Genomic DNA, 17,627 nt, shown 5'->3' on the forward strand with positions numbered 1-17,627 from the left:
ATTAATAATTTGAAATGTGTTTTATATAGGTGAGTCTATTTTAACTGTGCCTGAAAAATGAGTGACACTAATATATAATAAATAACAAGCATTGGAATTCCAACAATCTGGAACAGGGCAAGAATAGTAATTCCTCCTACTAATAGTACGACTTTAGGATAGTTATCTTTTAACTGTTTGGATTTGAATTTCATTGCCATCATCTTGATCGGGCTGATCAGAAGCCATGAAGTAAGAAGAGTAAGCAGAACCAGTAGCAATTCATTATTAAATAAAAAGCTGAAAGATCCGGTTTCTTTAAAGGCATAATAAAGACCGAACAGCAAAACGGTATTGGTTGGTGTATTCAATCCTTTGAAATAATAACGCTGCTCTTCATCAAGATTAAAAATAGCAAGCCTCAGGCAGGAAAATACAGTGACAATGAGTCCCAGATACTTGATCTCAAACGGAAAATGCATGCCAAGCAGTTCTGCACCAAAAGGTTCAAGTGCTTTATACATCGTAAGTCCGGGGATTACTCCAAAGCTTACCATATCTGCAAGCGAGTCCAGCTGAAGCCCAAGATTGGAGTTTGATTTTAAAGCTCTGGCTACAAAGCCGTCAAAAAAATCGAAAACCGAGGAGAGAACAAGACAGATTGCTGTTGTCTGATAATCTCCTAATATTAGATGTATTGCCCCTATGCAGCCTGCAAATAAATTTGCCAGGGTTAAGGCATTGGCCAGATTATTCTTTATAAAATCCATAAGCACAAAATTACAGTTTTTAAAAATTCTAACTCAAAATAATATGAACTAAAAAATGCATTACAGTGATTTTGATGTAAATTTGCCCCATGAAATTTTTAAAAGGATTTAGAAAACAGGAAGTTCTGGCACTGGTTTACAGAATTTTTTTAGCCTATGTTTTTTATCAGATTGCCAGACTTTTATTCTGGTATTTTAATAAAGATCTGATTAAAGTTGATTCCATTTCAGAATATATAAAGCTGGCTTTCCATGGTACAGCCTTCGATACCACAGCTATATTATATGTCAATGCCTTATTTATACTTCTTAGTTTATTACCATTGGTTATCAACACCCAAAAAGTTTTTCAGAAGATTCTTTTCTGGTTGTATTTCATTACCAACGGGATTGCCTATGCGATGAACTTCGGAGATTTTATTTACTATAAATTTTCTCAGGCAAGGCTTACTTCGGCGGTATTTCAGGTAGCAGAACATGAGTCTAATGTTTCCAAAACACTGATGATCTCTATTGGTGAACATCCTTTTGTGCTGATTTGGTACGTCGTGCTGATGATTTTATGGGTTTTCCTTTACAAAAGGGTGAAAGTGGATGATGTGAAACCTTTGAAACTACTTCCTTACTTTATCACTTCCATTCTTACGCTGTGTATTACAGCGGTGCTGGTTGTGGGAGGAATCAGAGGAGATTTTAAACACAGTACAAGACCAATCAATATGGTGGATGCAACCCGTTTTGTGACCAATCCGCTGCAGGGAAATATGGTGCTCAATAGTACATTTTCCTTTTTCAGGACTTTAAATACCAATAATTTCAAGGAAGTTCATTTTGTAGATGAAAAGTTTATCGAAGAAAATGTTCAGCCCTATAAAGTATACGACAGGAAAGTGGAGAACCGTCCCAATATTGTTATTTTCATTGTAGAATCTTTCGGAAGAGAGTATTCGGGAGCATTCAATAAAGACAAAAATATTAAAGACTACGTTTCTTATACTCCATTTATGGATAGTTTAGCTACTCAAAGTCTTATTTTCCCAAATACTTTTGCAAACGGAAGACAATCTATTCATGGGATGAGCAGCGTATTGGCCGGAATTCCGAGTCTTACCGACGCATTTACAGGATCTCCGTACTCCAATCAGAAAATTCAGTCTATTGTTTCTGTGTGTAATGACCTTGGCTATGATACTTCTTTTTATCATGGTGCCCCAAATGGTTCTATGGGATTCCTTGGATTCGGGAATATCTTAGGATTTAAACATTATTTCGGAAAAACAGAATACAATCATGATGAGGATTTTGATGGAATGTGGGCGATCTGGGATGAGCCTTTCCTTCAGTATTTTGCTAAGAATGTAGGAAAGAAGCAACCTTTTATGACTACTGTATTTACAGCATCATCTCATCACCCTTTTAAAATACCTGAAAAATATAACGGGAAATTTAAAAAAGGGAAAATTGAAATCCATGAGCCGATGCAGTATACGGATTATGCGATCAAAAAATATTTTGAGACCGCTAAAAAACAACCCTGGTACAATAATACAATCTTTGTTTTCACGGGAGATCATACCAATCAGGTCTATTATCCTGAATATGAGAGAGCGATGAACCGCTATGCAGTTCCATTGGTCTTCTATTCTCCGAATCCTGCCTATCAGTTAAAAGGAGTCAGCCAGGAAATAGCACAGCAGGCGGATATTTATCCTACACTGGCTGATCTTATCGGGTATAACAAACCTATCAGAAGCTGGGGTAGAAGTTTGGTGAGTGATAAAAAATATCCTTTCATCGTAGTCAATTCAGATGGAAGTACGGATCAGTTCATGATCGGAAATTATATTTACCGCTTTGACGGAAAAGAAATTATCGGAGTATATGCTCAATCTGATCTGAGCCTTGAAAAAAATCTCATGAATGAAGTTAAAAATCCTGAAGTAGAGCAGGGGAAGAAAACGGCAAAGGCCTGGTATCAGGATTATATGGATAGGGTGATTAACAGGAAGCTTTATTAGAACAAAAAACAAAAAATAGAGTTGCGAAATAGTAAATAAGTTGATGGGGAAATTAATTGTTTTGGCATTTCCTGATTTTACTTTTCTTCACCACTTTATGCTTTGTATAATAAAAGTTTTTGTTTGTTGAAAATTAATTTATATTTTTATCAATACGTAGATAAGAATATTGTATTAAAATTAAAACTATAAGAAATATGAAAAAATTATTGTTAACATTCGTGCTTTCTCTGTTCAGTGTGCTTACGTTTGCACAGATAGAAGGTAAGTGGAGAACGATAGATGATGAAACGGGAAAACCGAAATCTATTGTTGAAATCTTTAAAAAATCTGATGGGAAATACTATGGGAAAGTTGTTCAGTTATTAATCACACCTGAAAATCCAAATTGTATAGAATGTAAAGATGACAGAAAAAATAAGCCAATTTTAGGGATGGAAGTGATCAGAGGGCTTTCAAAAGATGGGAATGAGTTCAATGGGGGAACTATTACCAATCCTAAGAATGGTAAAACTTATAAATGTTTTATCATAAGAAAAGGAGATAAACTTACTGTTAAAGGATATATCGGGATATCTCTTATCGGAAAAACTCAAACTTGGGAAAAAGTGTAACTTAATATAAGTTTAAATAGAATTTTAGATGACACCTCGGAATTGAGGTGTCATTTTTTTATATAACAGAAATGTTGGATTTTTTTTGGAGGCTTTGGGAAAACTGCAGATAAGAGAGCTATCACGAAGAAAAACCGTTTTAAATAAAATTAAATATTAAAATTTTCCATTCAAATGAGATGCCTTTTTATGATGTGTGTAATAAAAAAACACTACTTTTGTAGTCTAAATTTTTCAAGAAAATATGGCAGAATATACTTTTCGTGAGGTAATTGCACAGGCAATGAGCGAGGAAATGCGTAAAGACGAATCCATCTATCTGATGGGTGAGGAAGTTGCAGAATATAATGGTGCATATAAAGCTTCAAAAGGAATGCTGGATGAATTTGGTCCAAAAAGAGTAATTGATACACCGATTGCAGAACTTGGATTTACTGGAATCTCTGTGGGAGCAGCAATGAATGGTAACAGACCCATTGTAGAATTTATGACATTCAATTTCTCATTGGTAGGAATTGATCAGATTATCAATAATGCGGCGAAAATCCGTCAGATGAGTGGAGGACAGTGGAATTGCCCAATCGTTTTCCGTGGACCTACTGCTTCTGCAGGACAATTAGGAGCAACTCACTCTCAGGCTTTCGAAGGTTGGTTTGCCAACTGTCCGGGACTTAAAGTGGTAGTACCTTCTAACCCATACGATGCAAAAGGATTATTGAAAACAGCAATCCAGGATAATGACCCTGTTATTTTCATGGAATCTGAGCAGATGTATGGAGATAAAATGGAAATTCCTGAAGAAGAATATTACTTACCAATAGGAAAAGCAGATATCAAGAGACAAGGTACAGACGTTACTTTGGTTTCTTTCGGAAAGATCATGAAGCTGGCTTTACAGGCTGCAGAAGATATGGCTAAAGAAGGAATCTCTGTAGAAGTTATTGACCTTAGAACAGTTCGTCCTCTTGATTTTGATACAATTTTAGAATCTGTAAAGAAAACAAACAGACTTGTTATTTTAGAAGAAGCCTGGCCATTTGGTTCCATCTCTTCAGAAATTACTTATATGGTACAGCAAAAAGCATTTGATTATTTAGATGCTCCTATCAAGAGAATTACTACTCCTGATGCACCTGCACCTTATTCTGCTGCATTATTTGCAGAATGGTTTCCTAAACTTGAAAAAGTGAAAGAGGAAATTAAAAAAGCGATGTACGTAAAATAGTTATAGAGAAAAACTTCCGAAAGGAAGTTTTTTCATTTATTATATTCATGAAGAAAAATTCTTGACGTCATAAAATTAGTATAAATTTGCGCCTTTAAAATAAATTAAGCTGATATGGCAGAAGTTACAGAAGATGGTTACCACTTCGACATAAAGAAACTTTCCTTCATGGGAGTTTTAGTGTCTCTAGGAATTGTTTTTGGAGATATTGGTACCTCTCCGCTTTACGTGATGAAAGCAATTGTGAATGCAAGGTCCGAGGGGAGCAATATGCCTTTCAATGAGTATATAGAAGGAGCTCTTTCCTGTATTATCTGGACTCTTACCCTGCAGACCACAATCAAATATGTGATCATTGCTTTGAGAGCAGATAACAAAGGTGAAGGGGGTATTCTTGCATTGTTTTCATTAGTAAGAAACCTTAAGAAAGGATGGTTGTACCTCATAGCAATCATTGGTGCTGCGGCGCTTATTGCAGACGGAGTAATCACCCCTTCACTGACAGTAATGTCAGCTATTGAAGGTCTTGAAATCTATAACCCGCACACCCCTGTTGTGCCTATTACCATCGGAATTCTGATTGCCATTTTTGTGGTGCAGCAATTCGGGACCAGCTTTATCGGAAAGTTTTTTGGCCCTATAATGGTGGTTTGGTTTTTGGTATTGGGAGGCCTGGGAGTAATGCACCTAAGTGAAAATTTTGAGATTTTAAGATCTTTCAACCCTTACTATGCTTATAAGCTCATTGCCAACTCTCCGAGTGCTATTGTTATTTTAGGAGCTGTTTTCCTTTGTACAACCGGAGCGGAAGCATTGTATTCCGATTTAGGACACTGTGGCGCTAAAAACATCAGAATAAGCTGGGCATTCGTTAAGATTATGCTTATCCTAAACTATCTTGGGCAGGGAGCGTGGCTTTTGACCAATCATGATAAACCAGGATTTTCTGTAGTAAACCCTTTCTTTGGAATTATGCAAGAATGGATGATCATCCCGGGAGTAATTTTAGCCACAGCCGCTGCAATTATTGCCAGCCAGGCATTGATTACAGGTTCTTTCACTATATTCTCAGAAGCAATGTCTCTTAACCTGTGGCCGAATCAGAAAATTGATTATCCTTCCGGAGTAAAAGGACAGATGTATATTCCAAGAATCAACTGGGGACTTCTTATCCTGTGTATCATTGTTGTTCTTCACTTCAGAGAGTCAGGAAAAATGGAAGCTGCTTATGGACTTTCCATTACGGTGACCATGCTGATGACAACCGTTCTGCTGGTCTTCTGGCTGCTGAAACACAGAGTAAGCAAAGTCTTGATTCTGGTTTTCGCAATGGTTTATATGGCAATAGAATTAGGTTTCTTCAGTGCGAATATCATCAAATTCATGGAAGGTGGATGGATCACCGTTGTATTGGCTGGTTCTATCGGAATTTCTATGTATGCATGGTATAACGGAAGATTGATCAAAACAAGATTTATCCAGTTTGTGAAAATAGAAAAATATGTGTCTATTCTTAAAGACATGAAACTGGACGAAACCATTCCGAAATATGCTACCAATCTGGCCTATCTGAGCAGAGCAAAAAGAAATGATGAAGTGGAATCAAAAATTATCTATTCCATCATCAAAAAACAGCCGAAAAGAGCAGATCATTACTTTATCCTGAGCATCGTAAACCAGGAAGATCCATACACTTTCAGATATACCGTAGATGAAATTCTTCCCGGAACAGTATATAAAATCAACTTCCTTTTAGGATTTAAAGTAGACCGAAGAATCAACGATTATTTCAATATGGTTCTTAAAGACTTAATGGCAGACGGAACTATTCCATCAAGAAGCAGCCATCCATCTTTAAGAGCTCATGATATACCACCGGATCTTAAATATGTGATCATAGATAACACCTATATCAACGATATCCTTTTAACTGTTAAACAGAAGATTACACTTAACATTTACAACTTTGTGAAGTATATCGGAAGTGATGACTTTAAGGCCTGGGGAGTATCTTCGCATAACGTTGAAGTAGAATCTGCACCCATCACAGAATTAACAGTTTATGACAATAAGATCGAGCAGTCCGGCTATTTCCGTCACAACTCGTAGTCACTCGTATTTAACCATACTATCTATTTAAATAAAATTCAATAAATTTGTAGATAATTTTTTTAATGGATACAGTACAAAAAGAAAAAAATATAGCTTTGATCAAGGATGTTTTGAGAAACTACTTATTAGAAAAGGGGTTCAGAAACACACCTGAAAGATATACGATATTGGAAGAGATTTATAATATGGATCATCACTTTAATGTTGATGATCTGTATCTTCTGATGATGCAGAAAAAATATCATGTTTCCAAAGCAACCATTTACAACACGATTGAAATTTTCCTTGATGCAGGCTTAATCCGTAAGCATCAGTTCGGAGAAAAGACATTGACTTCTTCGTCTTATGAAAAGTCTTATTTTGACAAACAGCATGACCACCTGGTGATCTACAAAAAAGACTCTGATAAAGAAATTGAAGAAATTATTGAATTCTGTGACCCAAGAATCCAAGGAATCAAAGAAGCCATTGAAGAAGCATTTGGCGTAAAAATTGATTCTCATTCGCTGTATTTCTATGGCACTAAGAATGATTAATTAATGAGAATAGCCCTTTTTCTGTTACTCTTTATTTCTACGCTCAATTTTGCGCAGGATAAAACGCCTGTGAAGAGAGATCCTTATTTGCAGGCTCCTTTACCAGCTCAGCCTAAACAGGCGATACCTGAAGATAAAGTAAAGATCATCCATGCGGACGAGATCAAGAAAAGCCCTGACAAATATGACGGAAATCAATATTTTACAGGAAATGTTAAGATTGAACATCAGGGATCTATTCTAACTGCGGATGAAGTAATCCTGTATAATGATGAGAACTTTGTAAAAGCAATAGGCAATACAAGGCTTCAAAATACAGACGGGTCTGTAATCACGGCAGGTGAGATGGAATATGATGCCAATACCCAGAAAGGTGTTGCCAGGAAAAATGTAGTCCTAACGGATCCTAAACAAACCATAAAAACAGATATTCTGTATTATGACAGGCTGGCCAATCAGGCTTATTTTAATACAGGGGGCACGATTTCTGATGGTCAGAATGTTACCTATGCCAAAGTAGGAACCTATTTTCTCAATACAAGAGTGGTGGATCTTACTGGAAATGTAAAAATTGAAACACCTCAATATACAATAGAAGGCCCTAATATCAAGCAGAATCAGAATACAAAAATTGCTGATTTTCTAGGTCCTACAACCATTACGAGCAAAACCAATCCAAGAAACAGAATCTATACCGAAAAAGGAACATATAAAATGGATTCCAAGGAAGCTTTTCTAACCAAAAACTCCAGGATCTTTTATAATGAGAAAATCCTTACCGGTGATGATATGTATTACAATCAGATCTCAGGGTTTGGTAAAGCAACGGGCAATGTAACGCTTGATGATCCTAAAGAAAGAAGATATATAAAAGGAGGTTACGGAGAAATTTTTGAGAAAAAAGACTCCGCAATGATGACGAAAAATCCTTATGCTGTAAAAGCAATGGAAAAAGACTCTATCTATTTTGCCGCAGAAAAAATTATCTCTTATCAAAGACCTGATACATTGGATATCAAAGTCAAGAAAAGCTTTATAAGAGCTTATAAGAAAGCCCGTGTTTATAAATCCAATGCACAGGGAAGAGCAGATTCCATTGCTTTCAATGAAACGGACGGAATTATGCATATGTATACCAACCCGATTCTCTGGAGCGGTGAAAAGCAGGTTACCGGAGATAAAGTGGAAGCTTATTTCAATACGAAGACAGAAGATATTGATTCCTTAAAAGTAATCGGAAATGCCTTTGCCATCAGTAAAGTAGACTCACTTACGCTGAAAGATGAGTTCAATCAGGTGAAAGGAAAATTCATGACGGTTTATTATGAAAAAAATGCTATTAAAGAAGCAAGAGTAGTGGGAAATGCCCAGGCTATTGTATATGTTGATGATACCGATCAGGAAACAAAAAAACAGGAAAGAATAGGAATAACCCTTTCGACATGTGGAATTATTGGAGCATTGTTTGAAGAAAGAGCTTTACAAATTATTTCATGTAGTATTGGGGCTGTATCAGATACTTATCCTATGAGTATGATAGAACCTTCGAAAAGAAAATTCCCGGATTTTAACTGGAATACCAAAGACAGGATCCGGAAATGGCAGGACATCCTTGTAGATACTCCGAATAACGAAGAAATACAATATACAGCAGATAATGAGCTCTTCGATAAAGCACAGAAAGCAATAGATGATGAAAAGGCCAAAGAAGAAGCTAAAAAACCTAAACGTACCAGAAAATAACAGAAAAGACCAGTAACTCACTGGTCTTTTTTGTGGATTAATTTCAGCGTTTAATGAATCTTTTATAGCTTTGCTGAAATTTTTGGAGACAATGGAAATGCATAAAGATTTTTTTACATATCAGGCTCAAACCACCAAGTTTGCTGCTGGTTTTGAAGTGGAAAAAGCAGTAGGAAGCTATATTTACGGTACAGACGGAAAGAAATATCTTGACTTTGTAGCAGGAGTTTCTGCCAATACGCTGGGACATTCACATCCTAAAATAGTGGATGCTATTAAAGAACAGACCGATAAATATCTTCACGTAATGGTTTACGGAGAATATGCGCAGGAAAAACCTGTTGCATTATGCAGACTGCTTGCAGAAGCTACTCCGGATCCTCTGGAAGTTACTTACCTTGTGAATAGCGGTGCAGAAGCCATTGACGGAAGCTTAAAACTGGCCAAAAGATATACCGGAAGAGAAGAAATTGTTTCCTTTAAAAATTCTTACCACGGAAATACTCATGGCGCTTTAAGTGTTTCCGGAAATGAAACGCACAAGAGAGAATTCCGTCCTTTGTTACCTATGGTTTCTTTTATTGAATTTAATAATGAAGAAGACTTCGGTAAAATCACGGAGAAGACTGCTTGTGTTATCCTTGAAACCATTCAGGGAGCAGCAGGGTTTCTGGTTCCGGATAATGACTATCTGATCAAGCTCAAGAAAAGATGTGAAGAAGTAGGAGCGCTTTTAATTTTGGATGAAATACAGCCGGGATTTGGAAGAACAGGGAAGCTATTCTCTTTTGAACACTTCGGAATTGTGCCGGATATTCTTGTCATGGGAAAAGGAATGGGAGGCGGCGTTCCTGTGGGAGCTTTTATGAGCTCCAGAGAAATCATGGAAACCCTTTCACATTCGCCTAAATTGGGCCACATTACTACTTTCGGAGGAAATCCATTAATAGCAGCGGCAAGTTATGCCACATTAAAAGAAGTTCTGGAAAGCGGTTTAATGAACGAAGTAGAGGAAAAAGAGAAGTTGTTCAGGGAACTTTTGGTTCACCCTAAAATCAAAAATATTAACGGTAAAGGATTAATGCTTGCCGTGAACTTAGGAACTCCTGAATATACGCTGGAAGTAGCTAGAAAATGTATGGAAAGAGGGCTTATTGTTTTCTGGCAGCTGTACAGAAATGAATACCTTAGAATCTCTCCGCCTCTTACATTATCTCTGGACGAAATCAGAGAAGGATGCCAGATTATTCTTGATATACTGAATGAAAATTAAAAATAAAATCTCTCCGGAAAGGGGAGATTTTTTATGTTTTGCATGGTAACTTTTAGCTTTAAAACATAACACCACAGCAATTTAAATCCCGTGATAAATATCATGCAGATTCTATAAAAAAGTAATTGTTTTTTTGCGTAATAAAAAAATTAATTTATATATTGCGGGACGATAAAACAAAGATTATATGGCGAAACATAAAGTCCATTACGAATTTCCAATGCACTGTTTATCAGAGATTTTATATGAATATCTGGCAACTGCAGAGGGATTGTCTGAATGGTTTGCGGATGAGGTAACAGAGAAAGGCGATGATTTCTTTTTTAGCTGGGGTGGAGGTCCTGCTGAGAAGGCCACTTTGATCAGATATAAGCCTGAAGGTTTCGTGCGTTTCAGATGGGAAGAAGATGAAGGAACAAAAAATTTCTTTGAAATGACTATCACAATTGATGATATTACAGAAGACCTTGCTTTAAATATTACAGATTTCTGTGAAGAAGGTGATGAAGAGGAAAATGCAATGTATTGGGAAAATCTTATCGAAAACCTTAGAATAAAACTAGGTGCGGCATAATACCGGGCTATAGGAAATGATAAAACTGATGAACGATTTATCGTTCATTATTTTTTTGTAAATAAATTACATCAAAAATTGGAAAATCAATATTTTACATCAGACGAGTTAAATGTAAAGAACAGAGCTTTTCTTTGGGGAGACTCAGTAAAAGTTTCTTTCTTTGTAAGAAATGGTGGATTGATCATGGACGAAGAATGCTATTTTTTTCTGATGGCTTCCATGAGAAAGATGAGACTTAATATTCCTTTGACGTACACCCTGGAGTTTTTCCAGACTCTTTTTCAAAAAGAAATTATTGAAAGTAAAGGAGTAGAAAATGGAATTATCAATTTTCAGGTATTCAGAAATGATGATGGAGTAACACTAGCGAAATCTTCTGTTTCCTATTTTTACGAAGTGACGGAAATAGCGGATGTACTTGCTGTTCATCAGAGACCTCTTGAATTGGATTTGATTAAAGAAATCAACGTTAATAACAACCTTTTAAGCAATATCAGAGTTCACTGTCCGGAAAATATCTATGGGGTGATTTATGCCCAGGAAAATGACCTTGACGATGTGATTCTTCTGAATCCAAACAAAAGAATAGCGCGTACCACAGCCGGAAATCTTCTCTTTTTAGAGGGCGGCGTTATCAAAGTACCCAAGCAGACAGAAGGAGCTTACATTTCTCCTCTGATGGAAAACTTTGTTACTTTTTTACACAAAAATAACCTTGCTGATATTCAGGAACACGAGATTATCGCTTTTGAATCCCAGAAGGCTGAAGAAATTTTAATGATTTCTGATGAGAAAGGTATATTTTCTGTAGGTAAGATAAGAAACAAAACTTTTGAAACCTCCCGTTTCTCCGAACTGGTACAAAGCTGGAAACAAAGTTTTAATCAATAGAAATTGACAAACCCGGTAAACAACAAAGTTCCAGAAGTCCTTTACCGGGTTTTATTCTGAGTAAATCAGAAATTGTTTCTTTATTTAATATTCGTTGATAATCTCAACAAATTTCTGTGCGATTTCTTTCTGCCCCTTTTCACTGGTAATATAATTCCTGTTGTCAGAATTATTAATGAAGCCAAGCTCTACCAACACAGCAGGTGCTTTGGTCTCTCTTAGCATGTGAAGATTACGCTCCTCAATTTTACGGGCATTGAATTTCTTGTAGATTTTTCCGGCCAGTTCCTTTGAAACGTCCGAATTCTGAACGTAAACTTCAAATCCGTAGTCAGATCTTTCTTTTTGCGGAGAACTGTTAACGTGAAGGGAAAGGACCATTTCAGGGTTCAGCCTATTGATCAGATCTGTTCTTTCAGTAAGAGTAGGAGAGCTGTCTGAATCCCTTGTTAGAATAATTTCATATTTATCCTGGCTTTCATTGATTTTCCGGATTTCCTTAGCAATGCTTAATGAAATATTTTTTTCCAGAATTTCACCATAAACAGCCCCGAAATCATTTCCGCCATGTCCGGCATCAATGACAATATATTTTTTATTGATAGGAGTAAATGATAAAAACGCTGTAGAAACTATTGATAAAGCAAGTAATGTAATACCTTTCATATCAGTGATTTTGGTTTTCCAAAGAACGGTAAAACTTTCTTTAAAATTGGTTAAGAGAATCTTAAAGTTTGTTAATTGTCAGAATGATAAGAAAAATATACATTTAGTTTAGTGATATGTCTTCAGGTGAATTGGCCCAGAGAAGAAATTCCCCTCCAAGATTCTGCATAATAGACTTCCAGAGTGTCTGATCATTGGGAAGGGTATAATCAAGATTATAGACATCCACAACCGTCCACATTTTCCTTTGAACCTCAGTATCAAGCTGATTAGAAGACCATCCGGAATATCCTGAAAATATTTTAATATGCTCAATATCCAGTTCGCTGCTTAAAACCGCATTAATGATCCTTTCAATATCTTCTGTAAGATAGTATTCATCTGTAATGTCTGTATAGATCTCTGTAACTCTTTTGCCTTTTACAATGAAGAATACCTTGTCGTTTTCTACAGGTCCTCCATCATATACCTCAATTTTAAAGTCAAAAAAATCTTTGAATTTGCTACTCATCTGGCTGTTCTTTTTATTCAATATCAAACCAAATGCACCACTTTCATTATGTTCAATAACCAATACTACCGATCTTGAAAAAATATCGCCGGAAATGTCGGGTGTCGAGATTAATATTTTACCTTTGTATGAGTGATTCATACTCAAATTTAATAAAAAATATTTATGGAAAACCTGCACGACAGAAGAAAAGTGTACGAGAAATCCCAACTTATTGAAAGTGAGATAAAACAAAATCCAATTGAACAGTTTAGAGACTGGTTTTTGGAAGCAAATGAGAACCCAATGATCTCAGAAGCTAATGCTATGGCGGTTTCTACAGTAGAAGAAGACGGGTGTCCAAGAACAAGAATGGTGCTTCTTAAAGCATATACCCATGAAGGATTTATTTTTTATACCAATTATAACAGCAGAAAAGGAAAAGCAATAGAAAACAACCATAAAGCCTGTCTGCATTTTTTCTGGCCTAATCTTGAAAGACAGATTATCATCAAGGCTGATCTTGAGAAAGTGGCAGAAAACCTTAGTGACGGTTATTTTCATTCCAGGCCGAAAGGAAGTCAGCTTGGAGCTGTGGTCTCCCCGCAAAGTCAGGTGATCCCAAACAAAGAGTTTCTGGAAGAGAAATTAAAAGAACTGGAAAAGGAGTATGAAAATACGGAAGTACCAAGACCCTCCAATTGGGGCGGATATATTGCAAGACCTTATGAAATAGAATTCTGGCAGGGAAGGCCAAACCGTCTTCATGACAGGATAATTTATGAACTTGAGGACCTTGACTGGAAAATTTCGAGACTGGCTCCGTAATGGGAGAATCTGGGGTTAGAAGCTATTGATGATGTTTGTAAAGCAGCATTTCGTCATCCTGAAAATATAAGCTTTGTAATATCAATGGAGCGGGCTTTAGCCCGCTTATTTTATTAAGTATATAGCCAAAACATAATCATCTTTAGGGGCTTAAAAACTTCTTAATGGTTTGATTTCCTGTTATTGAAAAAACAAAAAAGGCTATTTCTTAGAAACAGCCCTTGAATTTTTTAATCTGAATGATTATTTTTTCTTAGCACCTGAAACTGCATTTGATAAATCAGCTCCAGCTTTGAATTTAGCAACTTTTTTAGCAGCAATTTTGATCGGTTTTTTAGTTGCAGGGTTAATACCTTGTCTAGCTGCTCTCTCAGCTACTGAGAAAGTACCGAAACCTACTAAAGAAACTTTTCCATCTTTTTTCTTTAAAGTAGTTGTAACGTTACCAATAAAAGACTCTAAAGCAGCTTTTGCTGCAACTTTAGTGATACCTGCATCTTTTGCGATTGCGTCGATTAATTCAGACTTGTTCATAATTTTTAATATTAAAGTTAGTTCGTAATTATAGCAAATATAGTACTATTTTCTAATTGTGCAATTTTTTTATTAAAACTTGTGAAAATTTTTTACTTTTCACTGAAATCAGTTAAAATATGATAATTCCACTTTTCACAGAAAATCTACGTTACAGGTCACTAAAATCATGCCAAATGCTTATGTGTATTGACTTTAGCAAAAAGCTGATATTATTTTTCGTATTTATTAAATCCTAAATTATATATAAACAATTAATTTTTTTGACCATATGATTATTAAATTTATAAATAATTTTTATATTTCTTGTATTTTGTTAAATTAAACCCCTGTGTTTGTGGGAGTTTTAAAATGTTAATAAAGGCCTGTTTTATTAATTTTTATTAATAAATTTGCAGCATGTTAATAGAAGTTTTCAAGTCTAAGATTCATAGGGTAAGAGTAACTGCCTCTGACCTTAATTATATAGGGAGTATAACGATCGATGAAGATCTTATAGAAGCTGCCGGCCTGGTAGTGGGAGAAAGAGTCTATATCGTGAATGTGAACAACGGAGAACGTTTTGATACCTACGTGATCAAAGGGAAAAGAAAATCAGGAGAAGTATGCCTGAACGGACCTGCAGCAAGAAAAGTACAGAAAGATGATATCATCATTATTATTGCCTATGCTCAGATGACTCCGGAGGAAGCAAAAGACTTCCAGCCGAAAATCGTTTTCCCGGATGAAAAAACAAATCTTCTTACATAGTACATGGAGAAAACATCAAAAAGTCCTGTAAAATCAATACTTACAATAGTAATATCGCTTGCTTTTGCAGGCTTTTTTTTATGGCTTGCCTTAAGAGGGCTGGATTTTAAAGTCATTCAGAAGTCACTGGCGAAAGCAAATTATCTTTGGGTATTGTTTGCTTCCGTATTTGGTCTTCTGGCGTACTGGTTCAGAGCGATCCGATGGAATCTGATGCTGGAGCCAATGGGGCACAGAATTTCAAATTCCAATGCACTTTGGTCCATATCATTTGGATATCTTATGAATCTTACCATCCCCAGAAGTGGAGAAGTGGCAAGAGCAACCGCTTTATATGGAGTGGAAAAAGTACCTGTGGATAAATCTATTGGGACTATTATTTTGGAAAGAGTAGTGGATCTTATTTGTATGGGAGGATTTTTAATTCTGACAGGAATTTTTAAATTTAAAGCAATTCTTGCTTTCTATCATTTTGTAATGGATAAGAAGGATGAGAAAGATGAGTTTGTTCCTAACTTTTTTGAAAGACAAATGATGAAATTGGGAATAAGTGATTTTGATTCTTTTTATTTATGTGTTAAAATTGGTGTTGTGATATTGGTTTTAATTGGGTTAGCCCTTCTTTATAAATATAAAAAAGAGAAACTTATCAATTTTGGAAAAGGAATTCTTCAAGGGATAACTTCCATTTTTAAATTAAAAGAAAAAGGAAAATTCATTCTTTATACATTAGGAATCTGGATTTGCTATTATCTGGCCGCTTATCTGGTGTGTTTTGCTCTTCCTGAAACATCCGCATTTACCTTTGCAGACGGTTTCTTCATTATTGTTGTAGGAACATTAGGGATGATTATCCCTGCCAGTGGAGGAATCGGAGCGTATAACCTGGCCATGAAATATGGTTTTATGGCTCTTTTCATTTCAGTAGGAAAAAGTGCAGATTTCGGTGGTGAAATGGGGCTTACCTATTCCTTTATTTCTTTACCGCTGCAGATTGTGATTATGCTGGTCATGGGACTTATTTCCATTCCTATGCTGACAAAAGCAAGAAATGCCGCTGTTTCGGATAAAGAATTTGAAAATTAATTCAACACATTTTTAAATATAGAAGGTTCAATTTTTTAATTGAACCTTTTTTTATGGCCATTTTGTGACTTAAAGAGTTTAAAATTAAGCGGTAGGGAACATTTTTTCATCAATAAATTTGGTCAGTTCATAAATCACTTCTATCTTAATGCAAAAAATAATCATAATATAAAACACTATGGCAATTAATCTCCAGAAGGGACAAAAGATCGAGATAGGATTAACTAAAATGACGATTGGATTGGGCTGGGATCCGAATGAAGGAACCGGCTACGACTTTGACCTGGATGCTTCTGCAATCATGATTGATTCTGACAGAAAATTAGTAAGCGAAGAATACTTTGTTTTTTACAATAACCTGAATTCTCCGGACGGAGCTCTTACCCATACAGGGGATGATCCGAGTGGTAAAAACAGCGATGGTGATGATGATGAAGCGATTATTATAGACCTTGATAAAGTAGATTCAAGAGTGGAAGAGATTCTTTTCGTGGTAACCATTGAAGATTTTGAAAGAAGAAGACAGAATTTCGGACAGGTAAGAAATTCTTATATCAGAGTGGTAGATAATAACTCCAGCCAGGAAATTGCAAAATATGAACTGGATGAAGATTTTTCTATTGAAACCGGTGTAGAGTTCGGAAGACTGTATAAAAGAAACGGAAGCTGGAAATTTGAAGCCTCAGGAATAGGATACAGAGCAGATCTTGGCTTCTTCCTTGAAAAATACTACAAAGGGCAAATCATCAAATAAATCATCAAATACACAAAAACTATAACTATGGCAATCAATTTACAGAAAGGACAAACGATAGATTTGAGAAAAAACGACCGTGGCGAAAGCGTTTATGATCTTTCAAAAGTAACCATCGGTTTGGGATGGGACGTAAGAAAGCAAAGCAGCGGATTTTTTGGGAAACTCTTCAGTAAGGAAGCAGAATATGACCTTGATGCAGTAGCATTTCTTTTAGATGGCAACGGAAAAGTAGCTAATCTTGGAAGAACGGTGCAAACCAATGACGGAAGACAGATGGGGCTTTATCAGGGAGATGTGGTATTCTTCAATTCCATGCAGCACCCAAGCGGGAATATATGGCTTACCGGAGACAACAGAACGGGAGCAGGAGATGGAGATGATGAACAAATCATTGTAAAACTGGATCAGCTGGATCAGAGTTACCAGAAAATTGTATTTCTGGTTACCATTTATCAGGGAAGAGCCAATAACCAGCACTTCGGAATGATTGAAAATGCATTTATCCGTGCGGTAGATGCTACAGGAAAAGAAATTACGAAGTACAGCCTTTCCGGTGATTCAAGTATGAACGGAATGTGTGCAATGGTTTTTGCAGAAGCATATCGTCACAACGGAGACTGGAAATTCCGTGCTGTTGGAGAACCGCATCATACAGATAACTTTATTGATATTCTGAGACAGCAATACGCGTATTCCAACTAGATTTTCAATTTTTTCAACTCACACAAAAGCCGGTGGAGGAAGTCGGAGACTTCCAAGCCGGCTTCAGAATTAATAT

The 17,627-nt window shown here is 36.1% G+C and carries 18 protein-coding genes; 14 read left to right on the forward strand and 4 right to left on the reverse strand.

The features are described 5' to 3' along the window. Window positions 1-35: 35 nt before the first annotated feature. Window positions 36-749 (reverse strand): CDP-alcohol phosphatidyltransferase family protein, encoded by a 714-nt coding sequence (locus tag ACODR7_RS03495; RefSeq protein ID WP_488837309.1) that lies wholly within the window; start codon window positions 747-749, stop codon window positions 36-38. A gap of 89 nt (window positions 750-838) precedes the next feature. Here ACODR7_RS03495 and ACODR7_RS03500 point away from each other — a divergent pair, with 89 nt between their 5' ends. The 9 genes from ACODR7_RS03500 (at window position 839) to ACODR7_RS03540 (ending at window position 11,738) form a co-directional block, all read left to right on the forward strand. Further along, on the forward strand, window positions 839-2,767 hold the full coding sequence (locus ACODR7_RS03500) for an LTA synthase family protein (RefSeq protein ID WP_488837311.1): 1,929 nt from the start codon (window positions 839-841) through the stop codon (window positions 2,765-2,767). 197 nt (window positions 2,768-2,964) lie between these two features. Beyond that, complete coding sequence (locus ACODR7_RS03505; RefSeq protein WP_488837313.1) at window positions 2,965-3,381, forward strand: DUF2147 domain-containing protein; 417 nt, start codon at window positions 2,965-2,967, stop codon at window positions 3,379-3,381. A gap of 244 nt (window positions 3,382-3,625) precedes the next feature. Then, a complete protein-coding gene (locus tag ACODR7_RS03510) occupies window positions 3,626-4,606 on the forward strand; it encodes a pyruvate dehydrogenase complex E1 component subunit beta (RefSeq protein WP_306595047.1) in 981 nt (326 codons plus the stop codon). Window positions 4,607-4,720: 114 nt separating this feature from the next. Beyond that, window positions 4,721-6,715 (forward strand): KUP/HAK/KT family potassium transporter, encoded by a 1,995-nt coding sequence (locus ACODR7_RS03515; protein WP_488837316.1) that lies wholly within the window; start codon window positions 4,721-4,723, stop codon window positions 6,713-6,715. A 65-nt stretch (window positions 6,716-6,780) separates the two neighbouring features. Beyond that, a complete protein-coding gene (locus tag ACODR7_RS03520) occupies window positions 6,781-7,254 on the forward strand; it encodes a Fur family transcriptional regulator (protein ID WP_027374694.1) in 474 nt (157 codons plus the stop codon). Between the two features lie 3 nt (window positions 7,255-7,257). Beyond that, window positions 7,258-8,997, forward strand: coding sequence for an OstA-like protein (locus tag ACODR7_RS03525; RefSeq protein WP_488837319.1), 1,740 nt, complete (start codon window positions 7,258-7,260; stop codon window positions 8,995-8,997). A gap of 97 nt (window positions 8,998-9,094) precedes the next feature. After that, entirely contained in the window at window positions 9,095-10,270 is a 1,176-nt protein-coding gene (locus ACODR7_RS03530) for an aspartate aminotransferase family protein (RefSeq protein WP_488837537.1), read from the forward strand. Window positions 10,271-10,457: 187 nt separating this feature from the next. Then, window positions 10,458-10,844 (forward strand): START-like domain-containing protein, encoded by a 387-nt coding sequence (locus tag ACODR7_RS03535; protein WP_034696870.1) that lies wholly within the window; start codon window positions 10,458-10,460, stop codon window positions 10,842-10,844. Between the two features lie 78 nt (window positions 10,845-10,922). Next, window positions 10,923-11,738, forward strand: coding sequence for an aminotransferase class IV (locus tag ACODR7_RS03540; RefSeq protein WP_488837321.1), 816 nt, complete (start codon window positions 10,923-10,925; stop codon window positions 11,736-11,738). Between the two features lie 84 nt (window positions 11,739-11,822). Here ACODR7_RS03540 and ACODR7_RS03545 read toward each other — a convergent pair whose 3' ends face one another. After that, on the reverse strand, window positions 11,823-12,404 hold the full coding sequence (locus ACODR7_RS03545; RefSeq protein WP_488837323.1) for an N-acetylmuramoyl-L-alanine amidase family protein: 582 nt from the start codon (window positions 12,402-12,404) through the stop codon (window positions 11,823-11,825). A gap of 103 nt (window positions 12,405-12,507) precedes the next feature. Beyond that, the gene (locus ACODR7_RS03550) at window positions 12,508-13,056 is read right to left on the reverse strand and encodes a YqgE/AlgH family protein (RefSeq protein WP_488837325.1); all 549 of its coding nucleotides are present in this window, start codon (window positions 13,054-13,056) and stop codon (window positions 12,508-12,510) included. A gap of 24 nt (window positions 13,057-13,080) precedes the next feature. Here ACODR7_RS03550 and pdxH point away from each other — a divergent pair, with 24 nt between their 5' ends. Beyond that, window positions 13,081-13,722 (forward strand): pyridoxamine 5'-phosphate oxidase, encoded by a 642-nt coding sequence (gene pdxH / locus ACODR7_RS03555; RefSeq protein WP_488837326.1) that lies wholly within the window; start codon window positions 13,081-13,083, stop codon window positions 13,720-13,722. Window positions 13,723-13,965: 243 nt separating this feature from the next. On the opposite strand, the gene ACODR7_RS03560 is transcribed toward pdxH, so the two are convergent. Then, window positions 13,966-14,256: an HU family DNA-binding protein gene (locus tag ACODR7_RS03560; RefSeq protein ID WP_002976900.1), complete on the reverse strand. Its 291-nt coding sequence runs from the start codon at window positions 14,254-14,256 to the stop codon at window positions 13,966-13,968. A gap of 399 nt (window positions 14,257-14,655) precedes the next feature. On the opposite strand from ACODR7_RS03560, the gene panD reads away from it, so the two are divergent. From panD to ACODR7_RS03580, 4 genes are all read left to right on the forward strand, one after another. Continuing rightward, window positions 14,656-15,006 carry an aspartate 1-decarboxylase gene (panD, locus tag ACODR7_RS03565; protein WP_002976902.1) on the forward strand — a complete coding sequence of 117 codons (351 nt, stop codon included), beginning with the start codon at window positions 14,656-14,658 and terminating at the stop codon, window positions 15,004-15,006. Between the two features lie 3 nt (window positions 15,007-15,009). Next, a complete protein-coding gene (locus ACODR7_RS03570) occupies window positions 15,010-16,092 on the forward strand; it encodes a lysylphosphatidylglycerol synthase transmembrane domain-containing protein (protein ID WP_488837328.1) in 1,083 nt (360 codons plus the stop codon). Window positions 16,093-16,270: 178 nt separating this feature from the next. Next, entirely contained in the window at window positions 16,271-16,846 is a 576-nt protein-coding gene (locus ACODR7_RS03575; RefSeq protein ID WP_488837330.1) for a TerD family protein, read from the forward strand. 27 nt (window positions 16,847-16,873) lie between these two features. Further along, complete coding sequence (locus ACODR7_RS03580; protein WP_488837332.1) at window positions 16,874-17,551, forward strand: TerD family protein; 678 nt, start codon at window positions 16,874-16,876, stop codon at window positions 17,549-17,551. Window positions 17,552-17,627 lie beyond the last annotated feature (76 nt).

The organism is Chryseobacterium sp. FG46 (assembly GCF_057809135.1).